The organism is Streptomyces viridochromogenes DSM 40736 (assembly GCF_000158955.1).
Classification (GTDB): domain Bacteria; phylum Actinomycetota; class Actinomycetes; order Streptomycetales; family Streptomycetaceae; genus Streptomyces; species Streptomyces venetus.
Genome location: NZ_GG657757.1, coordinates 6879476 through 6898086, shown reverse-complemented (window position 1 = coordinate 6898086; position 18611 = coordinate 6879476). Strand labels below are relative to the sequence as shown.

At 70.2% G+C, this 18611-nt stretch carries 12 protein-coding genes; 7 read left to right on the top strand and 5 right to left on the bottom strand.

The window, feature by feature from the left end; translation table 11 throughout:
* The 6 genes from SSQG_RS30205 to SSQG_RS30180 all read left to right on the top strand — a co-directional run bounded on the left by SSQG_RS30205 (position 1) and on the right by SSQG_RS30180 (position 9978).
* Positions 1-2379, top strand: coding sequence for a glycoside hydrolase family 2 protein (locus SSQG_RS30205; RefSeq protein ID WP_003993732.1), 2379 nt, complete (start codon positions 1-3; stop codon positions 2377-2379).
* On the top strand, positions 2376-3416 hold the full coding sequence (locus SSQG_RS30200; RefSeq protein WP_003993731.1) for a LacI family DNA-binding transcriptional regulator: 1041 nt from the start codon (positions 2376-2378) through the stop codon (positions 3414-3416). Before SSQG_RS30205 ends, SSQG_RS30200 begins: the two co-directional genes overlap by 4 nt.
* Positions 3417-3536: 120 nt before the next feature.
* Positions 3537-4754 (top strand): thiolase family protein, encoded by a 1218-nt coding sequence (locus SSQG_RS30195; protein WP_003993730.1) that lies wholly within the window; start codon positions 3537-3539, stop codon positions 4752-4754.
* Complete coding sequence (locus tag SSQG_RS30190; protein ID WP_003993729.1) at positions 4751-6880, top strand: 3-hydroxyacyl-CoA dehydrogenase NAD-binding domain-containing protein; 2130 nt, start codon at positions 4751-4753, stop codon at positions 6878-6880. Before SSQG_RS30195 ends, SSQG_RS30190 begins: the two co-directional genes overlap by 4 nt.
* 162 nt (positions 6881-7042) lie before the next feature.
* Positions 7043-8494, top strand: a complete 1452-nt coding sequence (locus tag SSQG_RS30185; protein WP_003993728.1) for a cellulose binding domain-containing protein — start codon at positions 7043-7045, stop codon at positions 8492-8494.
* Positions 8495-8553: 59 nt separating this feature from the next.
* Complete coding sequence (locus SSQG_RS30180) at positions 8554-9978, top strand: polysaccharide deacetylase family protein (RefSeq protein ID WP_244299296.1); 1425 nt, start codon at positions 8554-8556, stop codon at positions 9976-9978.
* A gap of 88 nt (positions 9979-10066) precedes the next feature.
* Here the strand turns inward: SSQG_RS30180 and SSQG_RS30175 are convergent, their stop codons facing one another.
* The 3 genes from SSQG_RS30175 to SSQG_RS30165 all read right to left on the bottom strand — a co-directional run bounded on the left by SSQG_RS30175 (position 10067) and on the right by SSQG_RS30165 (position 14294).
* Positions 10067-11794, bottom strand: a complete 1728-nt coding sequence (locus SSQG_RS30175; RefSeq protein WP_039933952.1) for a glycosyltransferase — start codon at positions 11792-11794, stop codon at positions 10067-10069.
* Entirely contained in the window at positions 11791-13062 is a 1272-nt protein-coding gene (locus SSQG_RS30170; RefSeq protein ID WP_003993725.1) for a nucleotide sugar dehydrogenase, read from the bottom strand. Before SSQG_RS30170 ends, SSQG_RS30175 begins: the two co-directional genes overlap by 4 nt.
* Before the next feature lie 212 nt (positions 13063-13274).
* The gene (locus SSQG_RS30165; protein ID WP_039933951.1) at positions 13275-14294 is read right to left on the bottom strand and encodes a hypothetical protein; all 1020 of its coding nucleotides are present in this window, start codon (positions 14292-14294) and stop codon (positions 13275-13277) included.
* An 81-nt stretch (positions 14295-14375) separates the two neighbouring features.
* Between SSQG_RS30165 and SSQG_RS30160 the strand changes: the two genes are divergently transcribed.
* Positions 14376-14747 (top strand): hypothetical protein, encoded by a 372-nt coding sequence (locus tag SSQG_RS30160; protein ID WP_003993723.1) that lies wholly within the window; start codon positions 14376-14378, stop codon positions 14745-14747.
* A 68-nt stretch (positions 14748-14815) separates the two neighbouring features.
* Here SSQG_RS30160 and SSQG_RS30155 read toward each other — a convergent pair whose 3' ends face one another.
* Both SSQG_RS30155 and dxs read right to left on the bottom strand, forming a co-directional pair.
* The gene (locus SSQG_RS30155) at positions 14816-16327 is read right to left on the bottom strand and encodes an amino acid permease (RefSeq protein WP_003993722.1); all 1512 of its coding nucleotides are present in this window, start codon (positions 16325-16327) and stop codon (positions 14816-14818) included.
* A 145-nt stretch (positions 16328-16472) separates the two neighbouring features.
* Positions 16473-18404, bottom strand: coding sequence for a 1-deoxy-D-xylulose-5-phosphate synthase (dxs, locus tag SSQG_RS30150; protein ID WP_003993721.1), 1932 nt, complete (start codon positions 18402-18404; stop codon positions 16473-16475).
* Between the last annotated feature and the right edge of the window lie 207 nt (positions 18405-18611).

The following is an 18611-nucleotide window of genomic DNA, read 5'->3' as shown; positions in this document are numbered from 1 at the left end:
ATGCTGGAGGCCACACCGCTCGGCGACGGATGGATCCTGCGGTACGAGTCGGACACGCCGGCGGCCTCGGTGCCGGGCTGTGTGCACACCGACCTGATGGCGGCCGGGGTGATCCCGGACCCGTTCCTCGGCCGCGACGAGACCGAGGTGGCGTGGGTGGGGCGCCGCGACTGGACGTACGAGCGGGAGCTCGGAGACCTGTCCGCGTCGGTCGCGCACGAGCAGACCGATCTGGTCTTCGACGGGCTCGACACCGTCGCCGAGATCTCCCTGGACGGGCGGCCGTTGGGGACGGTGCGGAACATGCACCGCTCGTACCGGTTCGACGTGACGGGGCTGTCGGGGCGGCTGTCCGTGCGGTTCGTCTCCGCGTACGCCGAGGCCGAGGCCGTACGGGGGCGGCTGGGCGAGCGGCCCGCCGCGTACGCCGAGCCCTACCAGTACCTGCGCAAGATGGCCTGCTCCTTCGGCTGGGACTGGGGGCCGACGCTGGTGACGGCCGGGATCTGGCGGCCGGTGCGGCTGGAGCGCTGGTCGACGGCCCGGATCGCCCGGGTGCGTCCGCTGGTCACCGTCGACGAGGGCGTGGGCGTCGTCGAGCTGGCCGTCGACGTCGAGCGGACCCGGGGGGAGGCGCCGCTCACCGTGGAGGCGACGGTGGGCGGGGTGCGGGCACGGGCGACGGTCGACGGGTCGGGCGGCGTGGTGCGGCTCCGGGTGCCGGACGCGGAGGTGTGGTGGCCGCGCGGATACGGCGAACAGCCGCTGTACGACGTGGAGTTGAGGCTGCTGTACGGTGAGGACGCGCTGGACGTGTGGCGGCGGCGGGTCGGTTTCCGGACCGTGGAGCTGGACCGCCGGCCCGACGCGCACGGCACCGGCTTCACCCTCGTCGTCAACGGCGAGCGGCTCTTCGCACGCGGGGTCAACTGGATCCCCGACGACGTCTTCCCGTCCCGGATCACCCGCGCGCGCTACCGGGAGCGGCTGGAGCAGGCCGCCGCCGCGGGCGTGGACCTCGTACGCGTCTGGGGCGGCGGGATCTACGAGAGCGAGGACTTCTACGACGCCTGCGACGAACTCGGGCTGCTGGTCTGGCAGGACTTCCCGTTCGCGTGCGCGGCCTACCCGGAGGAGCAGCCGCTGCGCGGTGAGGTGGAGGCCGAGGCGCGGGAGAACGTCGTACGGCTGATGCCGCATCCGTCGCTGGTGCTGTGGAACGGCAACAACGAGAACCTGTGGGGCTTCCGGGACTGGGGGTGGGAGCCGGCGCTGGCCGGGGACTCCTGGGGCGAGGGGTACTACCTGGGCGTGCTGCCGCGTGTGGTGGCCGAGTTGGACCCGACCCGGCCGTACACGGCGGGCAGCCCCTGGTCCGGGTCCTGGCGGCACCACCCGAACGACCCGGCACACGGCACCCACCACTCGTGGGAGGTGTGGAACCGGGAGGACTACGCCGACTACCGGCTGAGCGTGCCCCGGTTCGTCGCCGAGTTCGGCTGGCAGGCGCCGCCCGCGTACACCACGCTGCGGCGCGCTCTGCCCGGGGAGGAACTCGCGCCGGACTCCCCCGGCGTGCTGCACCATCAGAAGGCCGACGACGGCAACGGCAAGCTGGAGCGGGGGCTGGCCCGGCACTTCGCCGTGCCGGACGGGGACTTCGACCGCTGGCACTACCTCATGCAGCTCAACCAGGCGCGGGCGGGCGCGGCCGGGATCGAGCACTGGCGCGCGCACTGGCCGGTGTGCGCGGGCACGGTCGTCTGGCAGCTCAACGACTGCTGGCCGGTGACGTCCTGGGCGGCGATCGACGGCGACGGCCGGGAGAAGCCGCTGTACCACGAGCTGAAACGGCTGTACGCGGACCGGCTGCTGACGCTGCGGGCGCGGGACGGGCGGTTGGAGTGGGCCGCCGTCAACCAGTCGGCGCAGGACTGGAGGGGGACGCTGATCCTGCGCCGGATGTCCGTCGAGGGCGAGGTACTGGGGCAGGCGGCCGTGGAGCTGGCGGCCGTGGGGCGGACCGTCGCCCGGGCCGGTGTCCCGCGTGAGCTGACGCCGGTCGGGCCGAAGGAGTTCCTGGTCGCGGACGCGGAGGGACTCCGGGCACTGCACTTCCCGGTACCGGACCGTGACGTCCCTTATCCCGCACCGCGGTTCGACGTCGCGCTCGCCCCGGACGGCATCACCGTGACCGCCCGCACCCTGGTCCGGGACCTGCTGCTCCAGGCCGACCGGCTGGATCCGGGGGCGCGGGCCGACCGGGGGCTGGTCACGCTGCTGCCGGGCGAAGAGGTGACCATCGGGGTGAGCGGCTGGAGGACTCCGGACGTCCGGAGCGCTCGTTCGGCCCTGTACTGCGTGGAGCCCACCCGATGACGGCCACGCCGACCCCCCGCGTCACCATCAGGGACGTCGCCGCGCGCGCCGGCGTGTCCAAGGGTGCCGTGTCGCTCGCCTTCAACCACAAGCCCGGGCTGTCGGAGGCGACCCGGGACCGGATCTTCCGGGCCGCGCGGGAGCTGGGCTGGGCGCCGAACCTCACGGCCCGGACGCTGGCCGGGTCCCGCGTGGACGTGGTGGGGCTCGCGGTGTGCCGGCCGGCGCGGATGCTCGGGCTCGAACCCTGGTACATGGAGTTCGTCTCGGGCGTGGAGAGCGTCCTGGCCGAGCACTCCTGTTCCCTGCTGCTGCGGCTCGTCCGGAGCATGGACGAGGAGCTGCGGGTCCAGGAGGCGTGGTGGCGGGGGCGGCAGGTCGGCGGGTCGATCCTCGTCGACTTCCAGGCCGGCGATCCCCGGGTGGGCCTAGTGGAGGGGCTCGGGCTGCCGGTGGTCGCCGTCGGGCATCCCTCACTGACCGGGGGGCTCCCTTCCGTGTGGACCGACGACGCCACGGCCGTGACGGAAGCGGTGCGCTACCTGGCCGCGCTCGGGCACCGGCGGATCGCCCGGGTCGGCGGGGCGGCGGCCCTCGGGCACACGGCGATCCGGACGGCGGCGTTCGACGAGGCGGCGGGGGCGCTGGAGCTGGCCGGGGCGTGGCAGGTGGCGACGGACTTCTCGGGGGACGCGGGGGCGCGGGCGACGCGGTCGCTGCTGACCGCGGCGGTGCCGGACCGGCCGACCGCGATCGTGTACGACAACGACATCATGGCGGTGGCGGGGCTGTCGGTGGCGGCGGAGATGGGGTTGCGGGTGCCGGAGGACGTGTCCCTCCTGGCGTGGGACGACTCGCAGCTGTGCCGGCTGACGCATCCGACGCTGTCCGCGATGAGCCATGACGTGCACGGGTTCGGGGCGGAGGTGGCTCGGACGTTGTTCGGGGTGATCACCGCAGAGGGCACGGCCGGGTCGCATCCCGTGCCCACGCCCGTACTGACACCTCGGGGATCCACGGCACCCCCGAAGGTGTGACCTTCACCGCTCCGCCTGTCAGGACTGTGCAGCTACGTTACCCATAAGTAGCATGGGCCTGAGCGCGCGCTCAGCGCATCGCAGCAGCAATGCAGTTCCGGACCCTGGAGGAGAGCCATCGTGCCTCGTACCGTCAGGGACGTCGTCTTCGTCGACGGCGTCCGCACCCCGTTCGGCAAGGCGGGCCCGAAGGGCATCTACCACGAGACCCGTGCCGACGACCTCGTCGTGAAGGCGATCCGGGAGCTGCTGCGCCGCAACCCCGGACTCGACCCGAAGAAGATCGACGAGGTCGCCATCGCCGCGACCACGCAGATCGGTGACCAGGGACTCACCATCGGCCGCACGGCCGGGATCCTGGCCGGTCTCCCCCAGTCGGTCCCCGGCTACTCGATCGACCGCATGTGCGCCGGCGCCCTGACCGCCGTCACCACGGTCGCCGGCTCCGTCGCCTTCGGCGCGTACGACGTCGCCATCGCCGGCGGTGTCGAGCACATGGGGCGTCACCCCATGGGCGAGGGCGTCGACCCGAACCCGCGGTTCGTGAGCGAGAAGCTGGTCGACGAGTCGGCCCTGTTCATGGGCATGACCGCGGAGAACCTGCACGACCGCTACCCGCAGATCACCAAGCAGCGCGCCGACGAGTACGCCGTGCGCTCCCAGGAGAAGGCCGCCAAGGCGTACGCCAACGGCAAGATCCAGGCCGACCTGGTGCCGATCTCGGTCCGCCGCACCTCCCCCGAGGCCGGTGAGACGGGCTGGGGCCTGGTCACCGCCGACGAGCCGATGCGCCCGGGCACGACCCTGGAGAACCTCTCCGGTCTGAAGACCCCGTTCCGTGTGCACGGCCGGGTCACCGCCGGTAACGCGGCCGGTCTGAACGACGGCGCCACCGCCTCCCTCATCGCCTCCGAGGAGTTCGCGCGGGAGCACGACCTCCCCGTGAAGATGCGCCTGGTCGCCTACTCCTTCGCGGGCGTCGAGCCCGAGGTCATGGGCTACGGCCCGATCCCGGCGACGGAGAAGGCGCTGGCCCAGGCGGGTCTGTCGATCTCCGACATCGGCCTGTTCGAGATCAACGAGGCCTTCGCCGTCCAGGTCCTGGCCTTCCTCGACCACTACGGCATCGCCGACGACGACGAGCGCGTCAACCAGTACGGCGGCGCCATCGCCTTCGGCCACCCGCTGGCCTCCTCCGGCGTCCGTCTGATGACGCAGCTGGCCCGCCAGTTCGAGGAGCAGCCGCACGTCCGCTACGGCCTGACCACCATGTGCGTCGGCTTCGGCATGGGCGCGACGGTCATCTGGGAGAACCCGCACTTCGAGGGGGACAAGTGAGCACCACCGCCGAGCTTCTCAAGCAGGCTTCCGAGCTGTTCCCGGACGAGGTCGTCACAGTTGCGCACGTACGCCACTTCGACCTCCCCCTCGGTGCCGGGCGCTTCGCCCTGATCACCCTGGACAACGGCCACGACCACACCAAGCCGACCACCTTCGGCCCGGCGTCGCTGGCGAACCTGAACGCCGCGATCGACCAGGTCGAGAAGGAGGCGGCGGACGGCGAGATCGTCGGCGTCGGCCTCACCGGCAAGCCGTTCATCTTCGCGGTCGGCGCCGACCTCAAGGGCGTGGAGATCCTCAAGGAGTACGAGCACGCCCTCGCCATCGGCAAGGGCGGCCACGAGGTCTTCAAGCGGCTGTCCAAGCTGGCCGTGCCGACCTTCGCGTACTACAACGGCGCCGCGATGGGCGGCGGTGTCGAGGTCGGTCTGCACTGCACCTACCGCACCGTCTCCGCGGCCCTGCCCGCGTTCTCGCTGCCCGAGGTCTTCCTCGGTCTGGTCCCGGGCTGGGGCGGCTGCGCCCTGCTGCCGAACCTGATCGGCCCCGAGAAGGCCGTCTCGGTGATCATCGAGAACAGCCTCAACCAGAACAAGCAGCTCAAGGGCAAGCAGGTCTTCGAGCTCGGGATCGCCGACGCGATCTTCGAGGGCGCGGACTTCCTGGAGCAGTCGCTGATCTGGACCGCGGCCGTCCTCAAGGGCGAGCTGGAGATCGAGCGCCCGGTGATCGACCGCGGCGAGGCCTGGGACCAGGCCGTCGCCAAGGGCCGCTTCATCGCGGACTCCAAGGTGCACGGCGCGGCCCCGGCCGCCTACCGCGCCCTGGACATCATCGCCGCCGCCAAGAACGGCGACCTCCAGCAGGGTTACGACGCCGAGGACAAGGCGCTCGCCGACCTCATCATGGGCGGCGAACTGCGCTCCGGCATCTACGCCTTCAACCTGGTGCAGAAGCGCGGCAAGCGCCCGGCCGGCGCCCCGGACAAGAGCCTGGCCCGCCCGGTCACCAAGGTGGGTGTCGTCGGCGCCGGTCTGATGGCCAGCCAGCTCGCGCTGCTGTTCCTGCGCCGCCTGGAGGTGCCGGTCGTGCTGACCGACATCGACCAGGAGCGCGTCGACAAGGGTGTGGGCTACGTCCACGCCGAGATCGACAAGCTGCTCGGCAAGGGCCGGATCAACCAGGACAAGGCCAACCGCCTCAAGGCGCTGGTGTCCGGTGTGCTGGACAAGGCCGAGGGCTTCGCGGACGCGGACTTCATCATCGAGGCCGTGTTCGAGGAGATGGGCGTCAAGCAGAAGGTGTTCGCGGAGGTCGAGGCGGTCGCCCCGGCGCACGCCATCTTCGCGACGAACACCTCCTCCCTCTCCGTCTCGGAGATGGCCTCGAAGCTGAAGCACCCCGAGCGGGTCGTCGGCTTCCACTTCTTCAACCCGGTCGCCGTGCTGCCGCTGCTGGAGATCGTCCGCGGCGAGCAGACCGACGACGCCTCCCTGGCCACGGCGTTCGGCGTCGCCAAGAAGCTGAAGAAGACCGCGGTCCTCACCAAGGACGCCCCGGCGTTCGTCGTGAACCGCATCCTGACCCGCTTCATGGGCGAGATCCAGAACGTCATCGACGAGGGCACCCCGGTCGAGGTCGCCGAGAAGGCCGTCGAGCCGCTCGGTCTGCCGATGTCGCCGCTGGTCCTGCTGGAGCTGGTCGGCCCGGCGATCGGTCTGCACGTCTCCGAGACGCTCAACCGGGCGTTCCCGGACCGCTTCACGGTCTCCCCGAACCTCGCGGCCGTCGTCAAGGCCGGCAAGCGCGGCTTCTACGTCTACGACAGCGGCAAGCCCGAGCTCGACCCGGAGGTCGCCGCGCTGCTGAAGCAGGGCGACAGCGTCCTGACGGAGGAGCAGGTCCGTGACCGCGTACTCGACGCGGTGGCGCAGGAGATCGGCCTCATGCTCGACGAGGGCGTCGTCGCCGAGGCGCAGGACATCGACCTGTGCCTCATCACCGGCGCCGGCTGGCCGTTCCACCTGGGTGGCATCACGCCGTACCTGGACCGCGAGGGCGTCTCCGAGCGCGTGAACGGCAAGAGGTTCCTGGCTCCGGGCGTCGCGAGCGTCCCGGCGTAACGCGTTACCCCTGAGGGGGGTGGGGCGTACGGTAACAATCCGTGCACCCGCCCCCCTTTTCGCATGCCGTCATAGATAGGATCCTCACACAATCCGACCATTGTTTACCTGACTCTGACGGTCTCCACCCAAGACCGCCGGGTGTCCTCGAAGGAGTCCTGCGTGGCGTCCCCTCGTCGCCGAACACCCCGACGCCGGGTCTGGCCCAAGATCAGGCTCCTGCTCCTCGTGGCGGTGGTCGCCGCCGGCGGCACGGCGCTCTATCCCGTGTGGAAGGCGGCGAACCCGGACCCGCCCGAGCTGAAGGTCCGCTACCGGACCGACACCCCGGCGACGGCCACGGCGGCCAAGCCGTCGTTCGAGGTCTTCAACGACACGGACAAGCCACTGCCGTTGAGCGAGGTGACGCTCCGGTACTGGTTCACGGCCGACGGCTCCGCGGGGCCCTCCTCGTACGCCTTCAACTGCGTCAACGTCGTCTTCGGCTGCTCGAACGTCGCCGGGCGGATCGTCGCGATGGACAAGGCCACCGACACCGCCGACCACTACCTGGAGCTCAGGTTCACCGAGGGCGCGGGCGACCTGAAGCCCGGAGCGAACAGCAAGGGCATCGACGTCCAGCTGTTCCGCACCGACCACAAGGAGCTGAAGCAGTCCGACGACCGCTCCTTCGACGCCGAGATGACGTCGTACAAGGAGGCGGAGAAGGTCACCGCGTACAAGCGGGGCGTCCTCGCCTGGGGCGAGGAGCCGGACGGCACCAAGGCGAGCGACGAGAAGAAGGCCTCGGCGAAGGCCGACGCGCCCGCGCCGCTGCCGGCCCCGCCGGCCGGAGTGCTGTTCGACGACTTCACCTACCAGGGCGCCAAGGACCCGGCCCTGTTCAAGCACGGCTGGCTGGTCCGCACCAGCAAGGGCGGCCCGGGCATCGAGAACACCTGGTCGGCGGAGGGCGTCACCTTCCCCACCGCGAAGGGCGCCCTGGCCGAGGGCCAGGTCCTCAACCTGCGCGCCAGCACGGACGGCACCGAGGCCGGGACGAAGCAGGCGAGCCTCGGCACGGCCGCGAGCAAGTTCCGCGACGGCACCTACGCGGCCCGGATCCACTTCAGTGACGAGCCGGCCACCGGGGACTTGGGCGACCACGTCAACCAGACCTTCTACACCATCGGCGGCAAGGGCTCGAAGTACAGCGAGCTGGACAACGAGTACATGCCGAACGGCGGATGGGGTCGGCCGGGCCCCAAGCTCGACACCGTGACCTGGTACGACCACAAGACGAACGACCGGGTCTACCAGACCACGAAGAAGAGCCTCGACACCTGGCACACCATGCTGATCAGGGTGAAGGACGGCGTGGTCGCCTACTGGATGGACGGCAGGAAGCTCTTCCTCAGCAACGGGAAGTACGCCCCGCGCGCGGACATGTCCGTGAACTTCAACCACTGGTTCATCGATCTGCCGTTCAAGGGCGACCGCGCCTGGGACATGAAGATCGACTGGCTCTACTACAACGCGAACGAAACCCTGTCGGCGAAGGAAGTCCAGGCCGAGGTCGAGGACTTCACCGGCGAGGGCATGAACTACTTCGACACGGTTCGGGAGTCCCGGTGAGGAACAGGCGGTCCGGCGCCCACAGGCACGCTGCCGAGGCAACGGAGGACAAGCCGGTGGTGAGCAGGCGCTCCGCTCTGCTGATGGGCGGTACAGGAGGCGTCGCCATGGCCGGTGGCGGGGCGTGGCTGGGCAAGGTGGTGGCGCAGCCCGCGGCCGCCCCTGCCGCCGCGGGAGGCATCGGGGGCCTCACCACGCCTCCCCTCTACGCCCCCTCCGGGCGCCGCCCCAAGTACCGGCGGGCGAGCTGGTCCCAGCAGTTCCAGTCCGGCCATGGCTGGACGCCCGGCGGCGCGGGCACCGCGTCGGCCGAGGCGAACGACACGTCCGTCTTCGTCCGCGGCACCCAGTCGGTCCGGGTGACCACGGGCGGCTCCGGCAAGCAGTCCTACGTCCGCAGGACCGGCATGCCCGCGATGAGCATGACCGGCAAGATGATCCGGCTCGTCTTCCGCGTCGACGACGTGACGAACCTGGCCAAGATGGTCTTCTACCTGGGCAGCGGCTCCCTCGCGAACCACTTCGCCTGGACGTTCCACGCCCACTCCAAGACGTCGGCGAACTACGTGCAGTCCGGGGAGTGGGTGACCGTCCACCTCCAGTGGGCGGATGTCAACGCGGCGGCCGGGACTTACTCCATCGGCGCCGACGGCAAGCCGTCCACGAAGACCGGCTTCACCGACATGTCGTTCGCGGTGTACGACGACGCGGGCGGTCCGGTGACCTACCGGCTGCAGGCCGTCGAGCTGATACCGGACACGGTCTCGGTCTTCCCCAAGGGCGTCGTCTCCATCACCTTCGACGACTCCCACAAGTCGATCCACGACCTGGCCCGCCCGGTCATGGACCGCTTCGGCTTCCCCGGCACGGTCTACAACATCGCCGACGCCATCGGCACCGGCAGCTTCCTGACGCTGGGCCAGATGCGGTCCATGCAGGACTTCTCCGGCTGGGAGATGGCGGGCCACTCGTACGCGAACGCCGTGCACACGGCCAGCTATCCCAAGCTGACCGCGGAGCAGGCCGACGACGACTTCCGGAAGCTGCGCGAGTGGCTGGTGTCCAACGGCTTCACCAGTGAGCACTTCGCCTATCCGCACGGCGCGTTCCAGAAGACGACCGACGGTGTCCCGGTGGACCAGATCGCGAGCCGGCACTTCACCACGGCCCGGTCGATCATCTCCGAGACCATCGAGTCGTTCGCCCCGGCGATGCCCTACCGCCTGAAGGCACTGACCGGCATCAACGACGGCGACGGCATCGGCGGTACGGCCCTGTCGAAGCTGACGGGCACGGGCGGCCGGCTCGACCGGTGCGTGAACAGCGGTGACTGGCTGATCCTCTGTCTGCACAAGGTCACCGAGGGCGCCCCGGCCACGAGCACCGAGATCGGCAAGGCGGGTCTGGAGACGCTGATGAAGGCGATCGACGACCGGGACATCCCGGTGCTGACGGTCGAGGAGGCGATGGCCTCGTACACCTGAGGCCCCTGCCCATCGGGCCCGTGTACATGTGAGAGGGGCGGCCCCCCGGCCGCCCCTCTGCTCTGCTCTGCTCTGCTCTGCTGCGGCCCTACCAGCCGCCCTGACCGTTCCCCTGCTGCCAGGAGGGGTCCTGGTACGGGTAGGCGCCCTGCTGCGGGTGCTGCTGCTGGTACGGGTCGGGATGGCCCTCGTACCCGCCCTGCCACTGCTGCTGCCCGGCCGGTGCCGGCGCCCCCCAGCTCACGCGCTGCTGCGGAACGCCCGCATGCTGCTCCTCGTCGTAGCCGGGGATCGGCTGCGGCTGGGACGGGATACCGCCCGCCGGGCGGGGCCGGGTGCGCAGGGCCACGCCCTCCAGACGCATCAGCTGGAGCGTCTCGGTGACCTTCTTGTCGGAGTACGGGTCCTCTTCCTCGAAGATCTCCGTCACGTCGTTCTCGTGATCACCGGCCACGGACACCTCGACACCGCCCTGACGGGTGCCCCAGGAGCCCTTGTGCAGGGTGAACAGGGCGTAGAAACGCAGCGGGGTCAGCAGGGTCAGCTGGATCACGCCGTAGAGCGGCGCGAGCAGGAACATGCCGAAGCGCTTGACGAAGCCCATGCCGCGGCGCGGGAAGTCGAGGTACCGCACGTTGCGGAGGTACCCCATCAGCACCATGAAGATGAGGTAGTCGCCGATGTGGTTGACGAACTGGGCGGGCTTCATGATGGGCAGGATGACCATCGAGTAGAACATCGCCGTGCCGAAGACCAGCCACAGCGCGAGTTCCATGCAGGTCAGCCAGAAGGCCGGCCGGTACTTCTTCTGGTGCCGGAAGGCCCACAGCGACTCGCGGAAGAAGGACTTGTTCCAGCGGACCTGCTGGCGCAGGAAGTGCGGCAGCTTCTCGGGGACGGCGGTGTAGCCGACGGCCGTCTCCTGGAAGACGACCTGGCCCTCCATCAGGCAGTAGTTGGTCATGCGGCGGTCGTCACCGAAGACGGCCGGCTTGCCCAGGAACTGCTGGTTGAGGAAGTCCGGCAGGTACTTGCGCACCAGCGAGCCGCGGTACGCCGACAGCGCGCCGCAGCAGCACAGGACCGACTTCAGCCGCGAGTAGGCGGCCCGCTCGAAGAGGAACGAGTTGCCGTAGCGCAGGTCCTGGAGGCGGGTGAAGATGTTGCTGTCGTGGTTGAGCGCCAGGACCATGCCGGTGGAGGCCATGATCTTCTCGTCGGCCAGCGGCAGCAGCAGCTCGCGGACGGTGTCCCGGGACAGCACCGTGTCCGAGTCGACGCACAGGAAGATGTCGGAGTACGGGGCGGCCTCGAAGCCCAGCGCCAGCGCCTCGCGCTTGCCCTTGTTCTCGGGCTGCACGCTCACGGTGTACTTGACGCCCCTGGCCTCGAACTCGCGGCGCAGCTTCTTCGCCGCCTTGATGCCCGAGTCGTTGGCGCTCGCGTCGTCGATGATGTGGATCTCGTTCGGCAGGCGGCTCTGCGCGAGGAGGCTGCGCATGCCCTGCTCGAACATCACCGGGTCCTCGTTGTAGATCGGGATGACCGCGGTGACCCAGGCGTTCTCGAGGTACTCCAGCTCCTCCCGCCCGGCCTTGGCCGGACGGTAGAAGAGGGCGCCGAACATCTTCAGGGACAGCAGGCCCATCGCACCCAGCGAGTACAGGTGCAGGGAACCGGCGTCGAGCCGGGTGGCGATCAGCGCGGCCAGGCCCAGGAAGACGAAGTACGAGACCTTCAGATGCCGTCGCTTGCGATGTGCGCGGCGGCCGCCGGCTTCGACGGCCCCGGGTATGTACGTGTCCTCGGAGGTCACAGCTTGACCACCCGCGGGTGATCGGCGGCCTTGCCCCGGGTGTCGAAGAGTGCCCGGGCGCGGTCGGCGAGCTCGTCCAGGTCGATCTCGCGGTGCGGCTGGAGCAGGATGGTGAGGTCGGCGGCCTCGGCGGCGGCGAGGTAGTCGCCGGCACGCTCGACGGGCGCTCCGCCGACACGCCAGTCCTCGACCCGCGGGTCGAAGTAGACGAGCTCGGCTCCGCGCGCGAGGAGGTTCTCGGCGACGGCCAGGGCCGGGCTCTCCCGCTGGTCGGAGATGTCCGGCTTGTAGGTCACGCCGAGCAGCAGCACGCGGGACCCGCGCACGGCCTTGCCCTGGTCGTTGAGCAGATCGGCGGCCCGGTTCACCACGTGCACGGGCATCCGCTGGTTGATCTCCTGCGCCAGCTCCACGAAGCGGAACGGGATGCCCAGCGAACGCACCTTGTACGAGAGGTAGTTGGGGTCGATCGGAATGCAGTGCCCGCCGACACCGGGTCCGGGGTAGAAGGGCGCGAAGCCGAACGGCTTGGTGGACGCGCACCGGATGGCGTCCCACAGGTCGACGCCGATCTCCCGGCAGAACATCGACATCTCGTTGACGAGGGCGATGTTGACGTGCCGGTACGTGTTCTCCAGCAGCTTGGCCATCTCGGCCTCGCGGGTGCCCTTGGCCTCGACGACCCGGTTGACGAACCGCTCGTAGAGGGCGCGGGCGGCCTTGGTGCAGTCGGCCGTGATGCCGCCGACGACCTTGGGCGTGTTCTCCAGGCCGAAGGAGGCGTTGCCCGGGTCGATGCGCTCCGGGGAGAACGCGAGGTGGAAGTCGGCCCCGACGCGCAGGCCACCGGCCTCCAGCCGCGGCCTGACGACCTCGTCGGTGGTCCCGGGGTACGTCGTCGACTCCAGCACCACGAGCGTGCCGGTCCGCAGATGGGCGGCGATGTCGTCGACGGCGGCGTGCACCGCGCCGAGGTCCGGGGCACCGTGGTCGGTCAGGGGCGTCGGAACACACACGACGACCGCGGCGGCGTCGGCGATGACGCCGGCCCGGTCCGTGGCCTCGAAACCCTGCTCCAGCATGGAGCGCACGTCGGTGTCGGTGATGTCGTCCACATGCGAACGGCCGGTGTTCAGCCCGTCGACCACCCGTCGGCTGCGGTCGAGACCGACCACCTTCAGGCCCGCGGCGGCGGCGGACCGTGCCAACGGCAGCCCCACGTAACCGAGTCCGACAACGACAAGATCCACCGTGGAGGATCTGCTCACGACATCATTCCCCAACCCCGTTGCCACGGCGTCGGCCAGACGCAGCAGCAACCGGCCCCCCGAGCAAAATCGAACAAGTCCGAGGAGGTTAACAAGACCTTCACTTTTTGACCATGTTCACCCCAGGTGCGCCTTGTCACGCACACATCCGTACAACCCTTGACACGTCTCATGTGTCTGGAGCGACAGGAGCCTCAAGTGGAACGGGAGAGTCAGATCTCCCGCCAGGCCTCCAGCGCGAGCCCCGGCTCGTCCTTGCGGCGGGTGAGGAGCAGTGTGCCGGTCGACGGGGCGAGGGAGGCCGCGACGACCTCACCGTCCTCGTCGAGCGCCAGCGACACCGTGGCGTCGGCGGGCAACGGTGGCCCGGACTCGGTCCACCAGGCGCCGGCGGACTCCTGCTCGGTCGGATAGGCGGCGAAGGCGACCCGGCCGCTCGCCGACCGCTGGGCGAGAACGGTGCAGTCGTGCCCCTCGATCTCACACCGCACGGCGGACACCGGCCCCGGCCCGGCCGACGCGATGAGCGTCACCGGCTTCTCGCCCGGACGCCAGGCGCACAGGTCGCCGGAGGTGTCCGTGAAGAACAGGGTGGTGTGCTCGGCGGACGTGGCGAGCGCGCGCAGGGTTCCCGGCCGGACGGGCACGTCGACGCCTTCGGTGCGCACCGGCTTCTTCCCGTCCCCCTCCTGCCGCCAGTGCAGGATCCCGCCGGGCACGCAGGCGTACACCTCCACGAGCCCCGACTCCCCCGTCAGGGCGGCCAACTCCCCCTCCACGTCATGCCCTGCGAGGTCCAGCCACCCTCCCCAGCCGCCCTTCACCTTCTGGTTGCGCAGGCTCACCCCGCCGCCCTTGTTCCGGACGAAGACATAGCCGCGCCCCGCGCCGTCCACGGCGACGGCCGGCGGGCCCGTCCGGTCGCCCTTCTGATCCGGGTGCCCGATCGGAACCCAGTCCAGGGGAGCGAGCCCCGGCCGGAAGTGCGTGGAGTGCACGAGCCCCGACTCCCCCGGCACGGTGGGCCGCCACGCGGCCAGGTGGGCGTACCCGTCGGCGCCCTGGCCGACCGCCGCGCCCGGGCGCAGCTTCTGGCTGCCGCCGACGGTGCGGGGAGCGTCTTCCCAGGGGCCGGCAGGGCCGCGTTCCGCACGGCACAGGACGGCGTCGTCGGAGGGAAGGTAGACGGTGAGGCGGCCGTCACGGCCGCGGATGAGCCATTCGCCGTTCACCAGTTCACTTTATGCGGGCCGGACGGCCACGCGTGCGGCCCTACCGCGCCGGGCGGTCATGTTCCGTGCGACCCTGGCCACATGAACGACCACCTGCCTCTGCTTGTCGTCGTCGACGCCGCGAACGTCGTCGGGTCGGTGCCGGACGGGTGGTGGCGGGACCGGCGGGGGGCGGCGGAGCGGTTGCGGGACCGGTTGGCGGCGGACGGGGTGCCCGGGGTTTCCGGGGCGGTCGAGGTCGTGCTCGTGGTGGAGGGGGCTGCGCGGGGCGTGGAGTCCGTGCCCGGGGTGCGGGTGTCGTCGGCGCCGGGCAGTGGGGACGATCACATCGTGGAGGTCGTCGCGTCGGCCGGTGAGCGTGCGGTGCTGGTGGTGACGGCGGACCGGGAGTTGCGGAGGCGGGTCGGGGAGCTGGGGGCGGAGGTCGCCGGGCCCCGTACGGTGCGTCCGTAGGAGCCCGGCGTGGGTGCTGGGGGCGGGGCGTTCGCGCGGCATCGCCCCAGCGGCACGACTGCCTGCGGCTAGGCGGAACCGCCGGGTGTCGGCTGTTCCTTCTCTGCCTCCTGTAGGGCGAGGCGGCTGTGGGTGCGGCCGTAGAGGAAGTACACGACGAAGCCGACGACCATCCAGATGGCGAACCGCACCCACGTCTCGGCGGGCAGGTTGATCATCAGCCACAGCGAGGCGCACACCGACAGGATCGGGATGACCGGCACCCACGGGGTGCGGAAGGACCGGGGCAGGTCGGGGCGGGTCTTGCGGAGGATGATCACGCCGATGGCGACCACCACGAAGGCGAACAGCGTGCCGATGTTCACCAGGGCGGCGAGTTCGGTCAGCGGAGTGAACCCGGCGACGATCGCGATGATCACGCCCAGCAGGATCGTCGGCCGGTGCGGGGTCTTGAACCGCGGGTGGACGTGGGAGAAGAACCGCGGCAGCAGCCCGTCCCGGCTCATCGCGAAGAACACCCGCGTCTGGCCGAGGAGCAGGATCATGCACACCGTCGTGAGGCCGACCGCGGCGCCGAAGCTGATGAAGCCCGCGTACCAAGGATGCCCGGTCGCCTTGAAGGCTTCGGCGAGCGGCGCGTCGACGTCCAGCTTGCTGTAGTGCTCCATGCCGGTGACGACGATCGACACGAGGACGTACAGCGTCGTGCAGATCACGAGGGAGCCGAGGATGCCGCGCGGCATGTCGCGCTGCGGGTTCCGGGTCTCCTCCGCGGCCGTGGCCACGACGTCGAAGCCGATGAAGGCGAAGAACACGACCGAGGCCGCGGTGAAGATGCCCATCACGCCGAAGTTGGAGGGCGCCCAGCCGAACATCAACTGGATGAGTGGGGCCTGGAGACTGCTCCCGGCCTCCACGGGCTTCTCCTTCGGGATGAACGGGTCGTAGTTGTCGGCGTCGATGAGGAACGCGCCCGCGATGATCACGACAAGGACGACCGTCACCTTGATGGCGACGACGATCGACGTGATCCGGGCCGACAGCTTCATGCCGAGCACGAGGATGCCGGTGAGGACGAGGACGAGCGCGGCGGCGAGGATGTCGAAGCCGAAGACGTCGGAGCCCTCCCGGCTGCCCAGGCTCGCCGGCATGACCCAGCCCGCGTTGTCCATGAGCGACTGGATGTAGCCGGACCAGCCGACGGCCACCACCGCCGTCCCCAGGGCGAATTCCAGGACGAGGTCCCAGCCGATGATCCAGGCGGGCAGCTCGCCCAGTGAGGCGTAGGAGAACGTGTAGGCGGACCCGGCGACCGGAACCGTGGACGCGAACTCCGCGTAACAGAGCGCGGCCAGCGCACAGGCGACGCCGGCCGCGACGAACGCCAGGGCCACCGCGGGCCCGGCGTTGTCCTTCGCGACCGTGCCGGTGAGGACGAAGATGCCGGTGCCGATGATCACACCGACGCCGAACACGGTCAGATCCAGCGCGGACAAGGACTTCTTGAGCGCGTGTTCTGGTTCCTCGGTGTCGAGGATGGACTGCTCGACCTTCTTCGTCCGGAAGAGGGTGCTGCTCACGGGGTACCTCCCACGCTTGTCGTCCTCGACATGATCGAGAGGTGGCACCATCCGTATGCCCCGGCACGGACCAATTCACGCCAATGGGCCGGTTCCACCACCCTCACGGTGGGGACACCGGCCCATCAGAGCTCGTTCAGCCGCGTCAGTCGCGCGCGCTCTCCACCGAGTCCACGGCGTCCGCGGCGCTGCGCTCGTACCGCCCGTCCAGCTTGGCGACCAGCCCGGTCACCTGGCGGGCGATGTCCGGCGCGGTGAGGCCGATCTCGGCCATGACCTCGGCGCGCGAGGCGTGGTCGAGGAAGCGCGGCGGGATGCCGAAGTCGCGCAGCGGGACGTCGACTCCCGCGTCCCGCAGGGCCTGCGCGACCGCCGAGCCGACACCGCCGACGCGGCTGTTGTCCTCGACGGTGACGACCACACGGTGCCGCTCGGCGAGCGGGGCCATCGCCTCGTCGACGGGCTTGACCCAGCGCGGGTCGACGACGGTGGTGGAGATGCCCTGCCGGTCGAGCAGACCGGCGATCTCCAGGCACATCGGCGCGAGCGCGCCGACGGAGACCAGCAGCACGTCGGGCCGGTCGGTGCCGGGCTCGCGCAGCACGTCCATGCCGCCGACACGGCCCACGGCGGGCACGGCGGGGCCGACGGCGCCCTTGGAGAAGCGGACCACGGTCGGCGCGTCGTCGACGGCGACGGCCTCGCGCAGCTGCGCCCGGACCTGGTCGGCGTCGCGCGGCGCGGCGAGCCGCAGCCCGGGCACGACCTGAAGGATCGACATGTCCCACATGCCGTTGTGGGAGGCGCCGTCGGTGCCCGTGACACCGGCCCGGTCCAGGACGAAGGTGACCCCGCACTTGTGCAGCGCCACGTCCATCAGTACCTGGTCGAAGGCGCGGTTGAGGAAGGTGGCGTACACCGCGAACACCGGGTGCACCCCGCCCGTCGCCAGGCCCGCGGCCGACACCGCGCCGTGCTGCTCGGCGATGCCGACGTCGTAGACCCGCTCGGGGAACCGCTTGGCGAACTTCTCCAGGCCCACCGGCTGGAGCATGGCGGCCGTGATGGCGACGACGTCGTCGCGCTCCTCGCCGAGCTTGACCATCTCCTCACCGAAGACGGACGTCCAGTCGGCGCCGGAGGAGGCGATCGGCAGGCCCGTGTCGGGGTGGATCTTGCCGACGGCGTGGAAGCGGTCGGCCTCGTCCTGGAGGGCGGGCTGGTAGCCGCGGCCCTTCTCGGTGAGGCAGTGCACGATGACGGGTCCGCCGAACCGCTTGGCCCGGGCGAGCGCCGACTCCAGCGCCTCGATGTCGTGTCCGTCGATCGGCCCGACGTACTTGAGGCCGAGGTCCTCGAACATGCCCTGCGGTGCGATGAAGTCCTTCAGGCCCTTCTTCGCCCCGTGCAGGGTCTCGTAGAGCGGCTTGCCGACGACGGGCGTGCGGTCGAGGATCTCCTTGGTGCGGCTCAGGAAGCGCTCGTAGCCGTCGGTCGTGCGCAGCGTCGCGAGGTGGTTGGCGAGACCGCCGATGGTGGGCGCGTACGACCGCTCGTTGTCGTTGACGACGATGACGAGGGGGCGGTCCTTGGCCTCGGCGATGTTGTTCAGCGCCTCCCAGGCCATGCCGCCGGTCAGCGCCCCGTCACCGATGACGGCGACGACGTGGTCGTCCCGTTCGCGCAGCTGGTTGGCCTTGGCGAGACCGTCGGCCCAGCCGAGGACGGTCGAGGCGTGCGAGTTCTCGATGACGTCGTGCTCGGACTCGGCCTGCGAGGGGTAGCCGGACAGGCCGCCCTTCATCTTCAGTTTGGAGAAGTCCTGACGGCCGGTGAGGAGCTTGTGAACGTAGGACTGGTGGCCGGTGTCCCAGAGCACCTTGTCCTTGGGCGAGTCGAAGACCCGGTGCAGGGCGATGGTGAGCTCCACCACGCCGAGGTTGGGGCCGAGGTGACCGCCGGTCTTGGAGACCGCTTCGACAAGGAAGGTCCGGATCTCCTCCGCCAGCTGGTTCAGCTCCTCCGGGCTGAGCCGGTCCAGATCGCGCGGTCCCCTGATACGGGTCAGCAGCGGCACCCGTGCCTCCTTGCAGTAGAGCTGATCGAGCTGTTGCCGGGCGTGTCGAGTCTAATGTTCCGCCCCTGAGGACTGCGCCGTGGCCATGCGTCATACGTCACGCGTTCGGCTGTACCCAGCTTGCGCCCCACCTACGACACGACTGTGCCCGGCACCTTCCGATGCCGGGCACAGTCATGTCCCTTCAGGGGCGCGGGGAACTGCGCG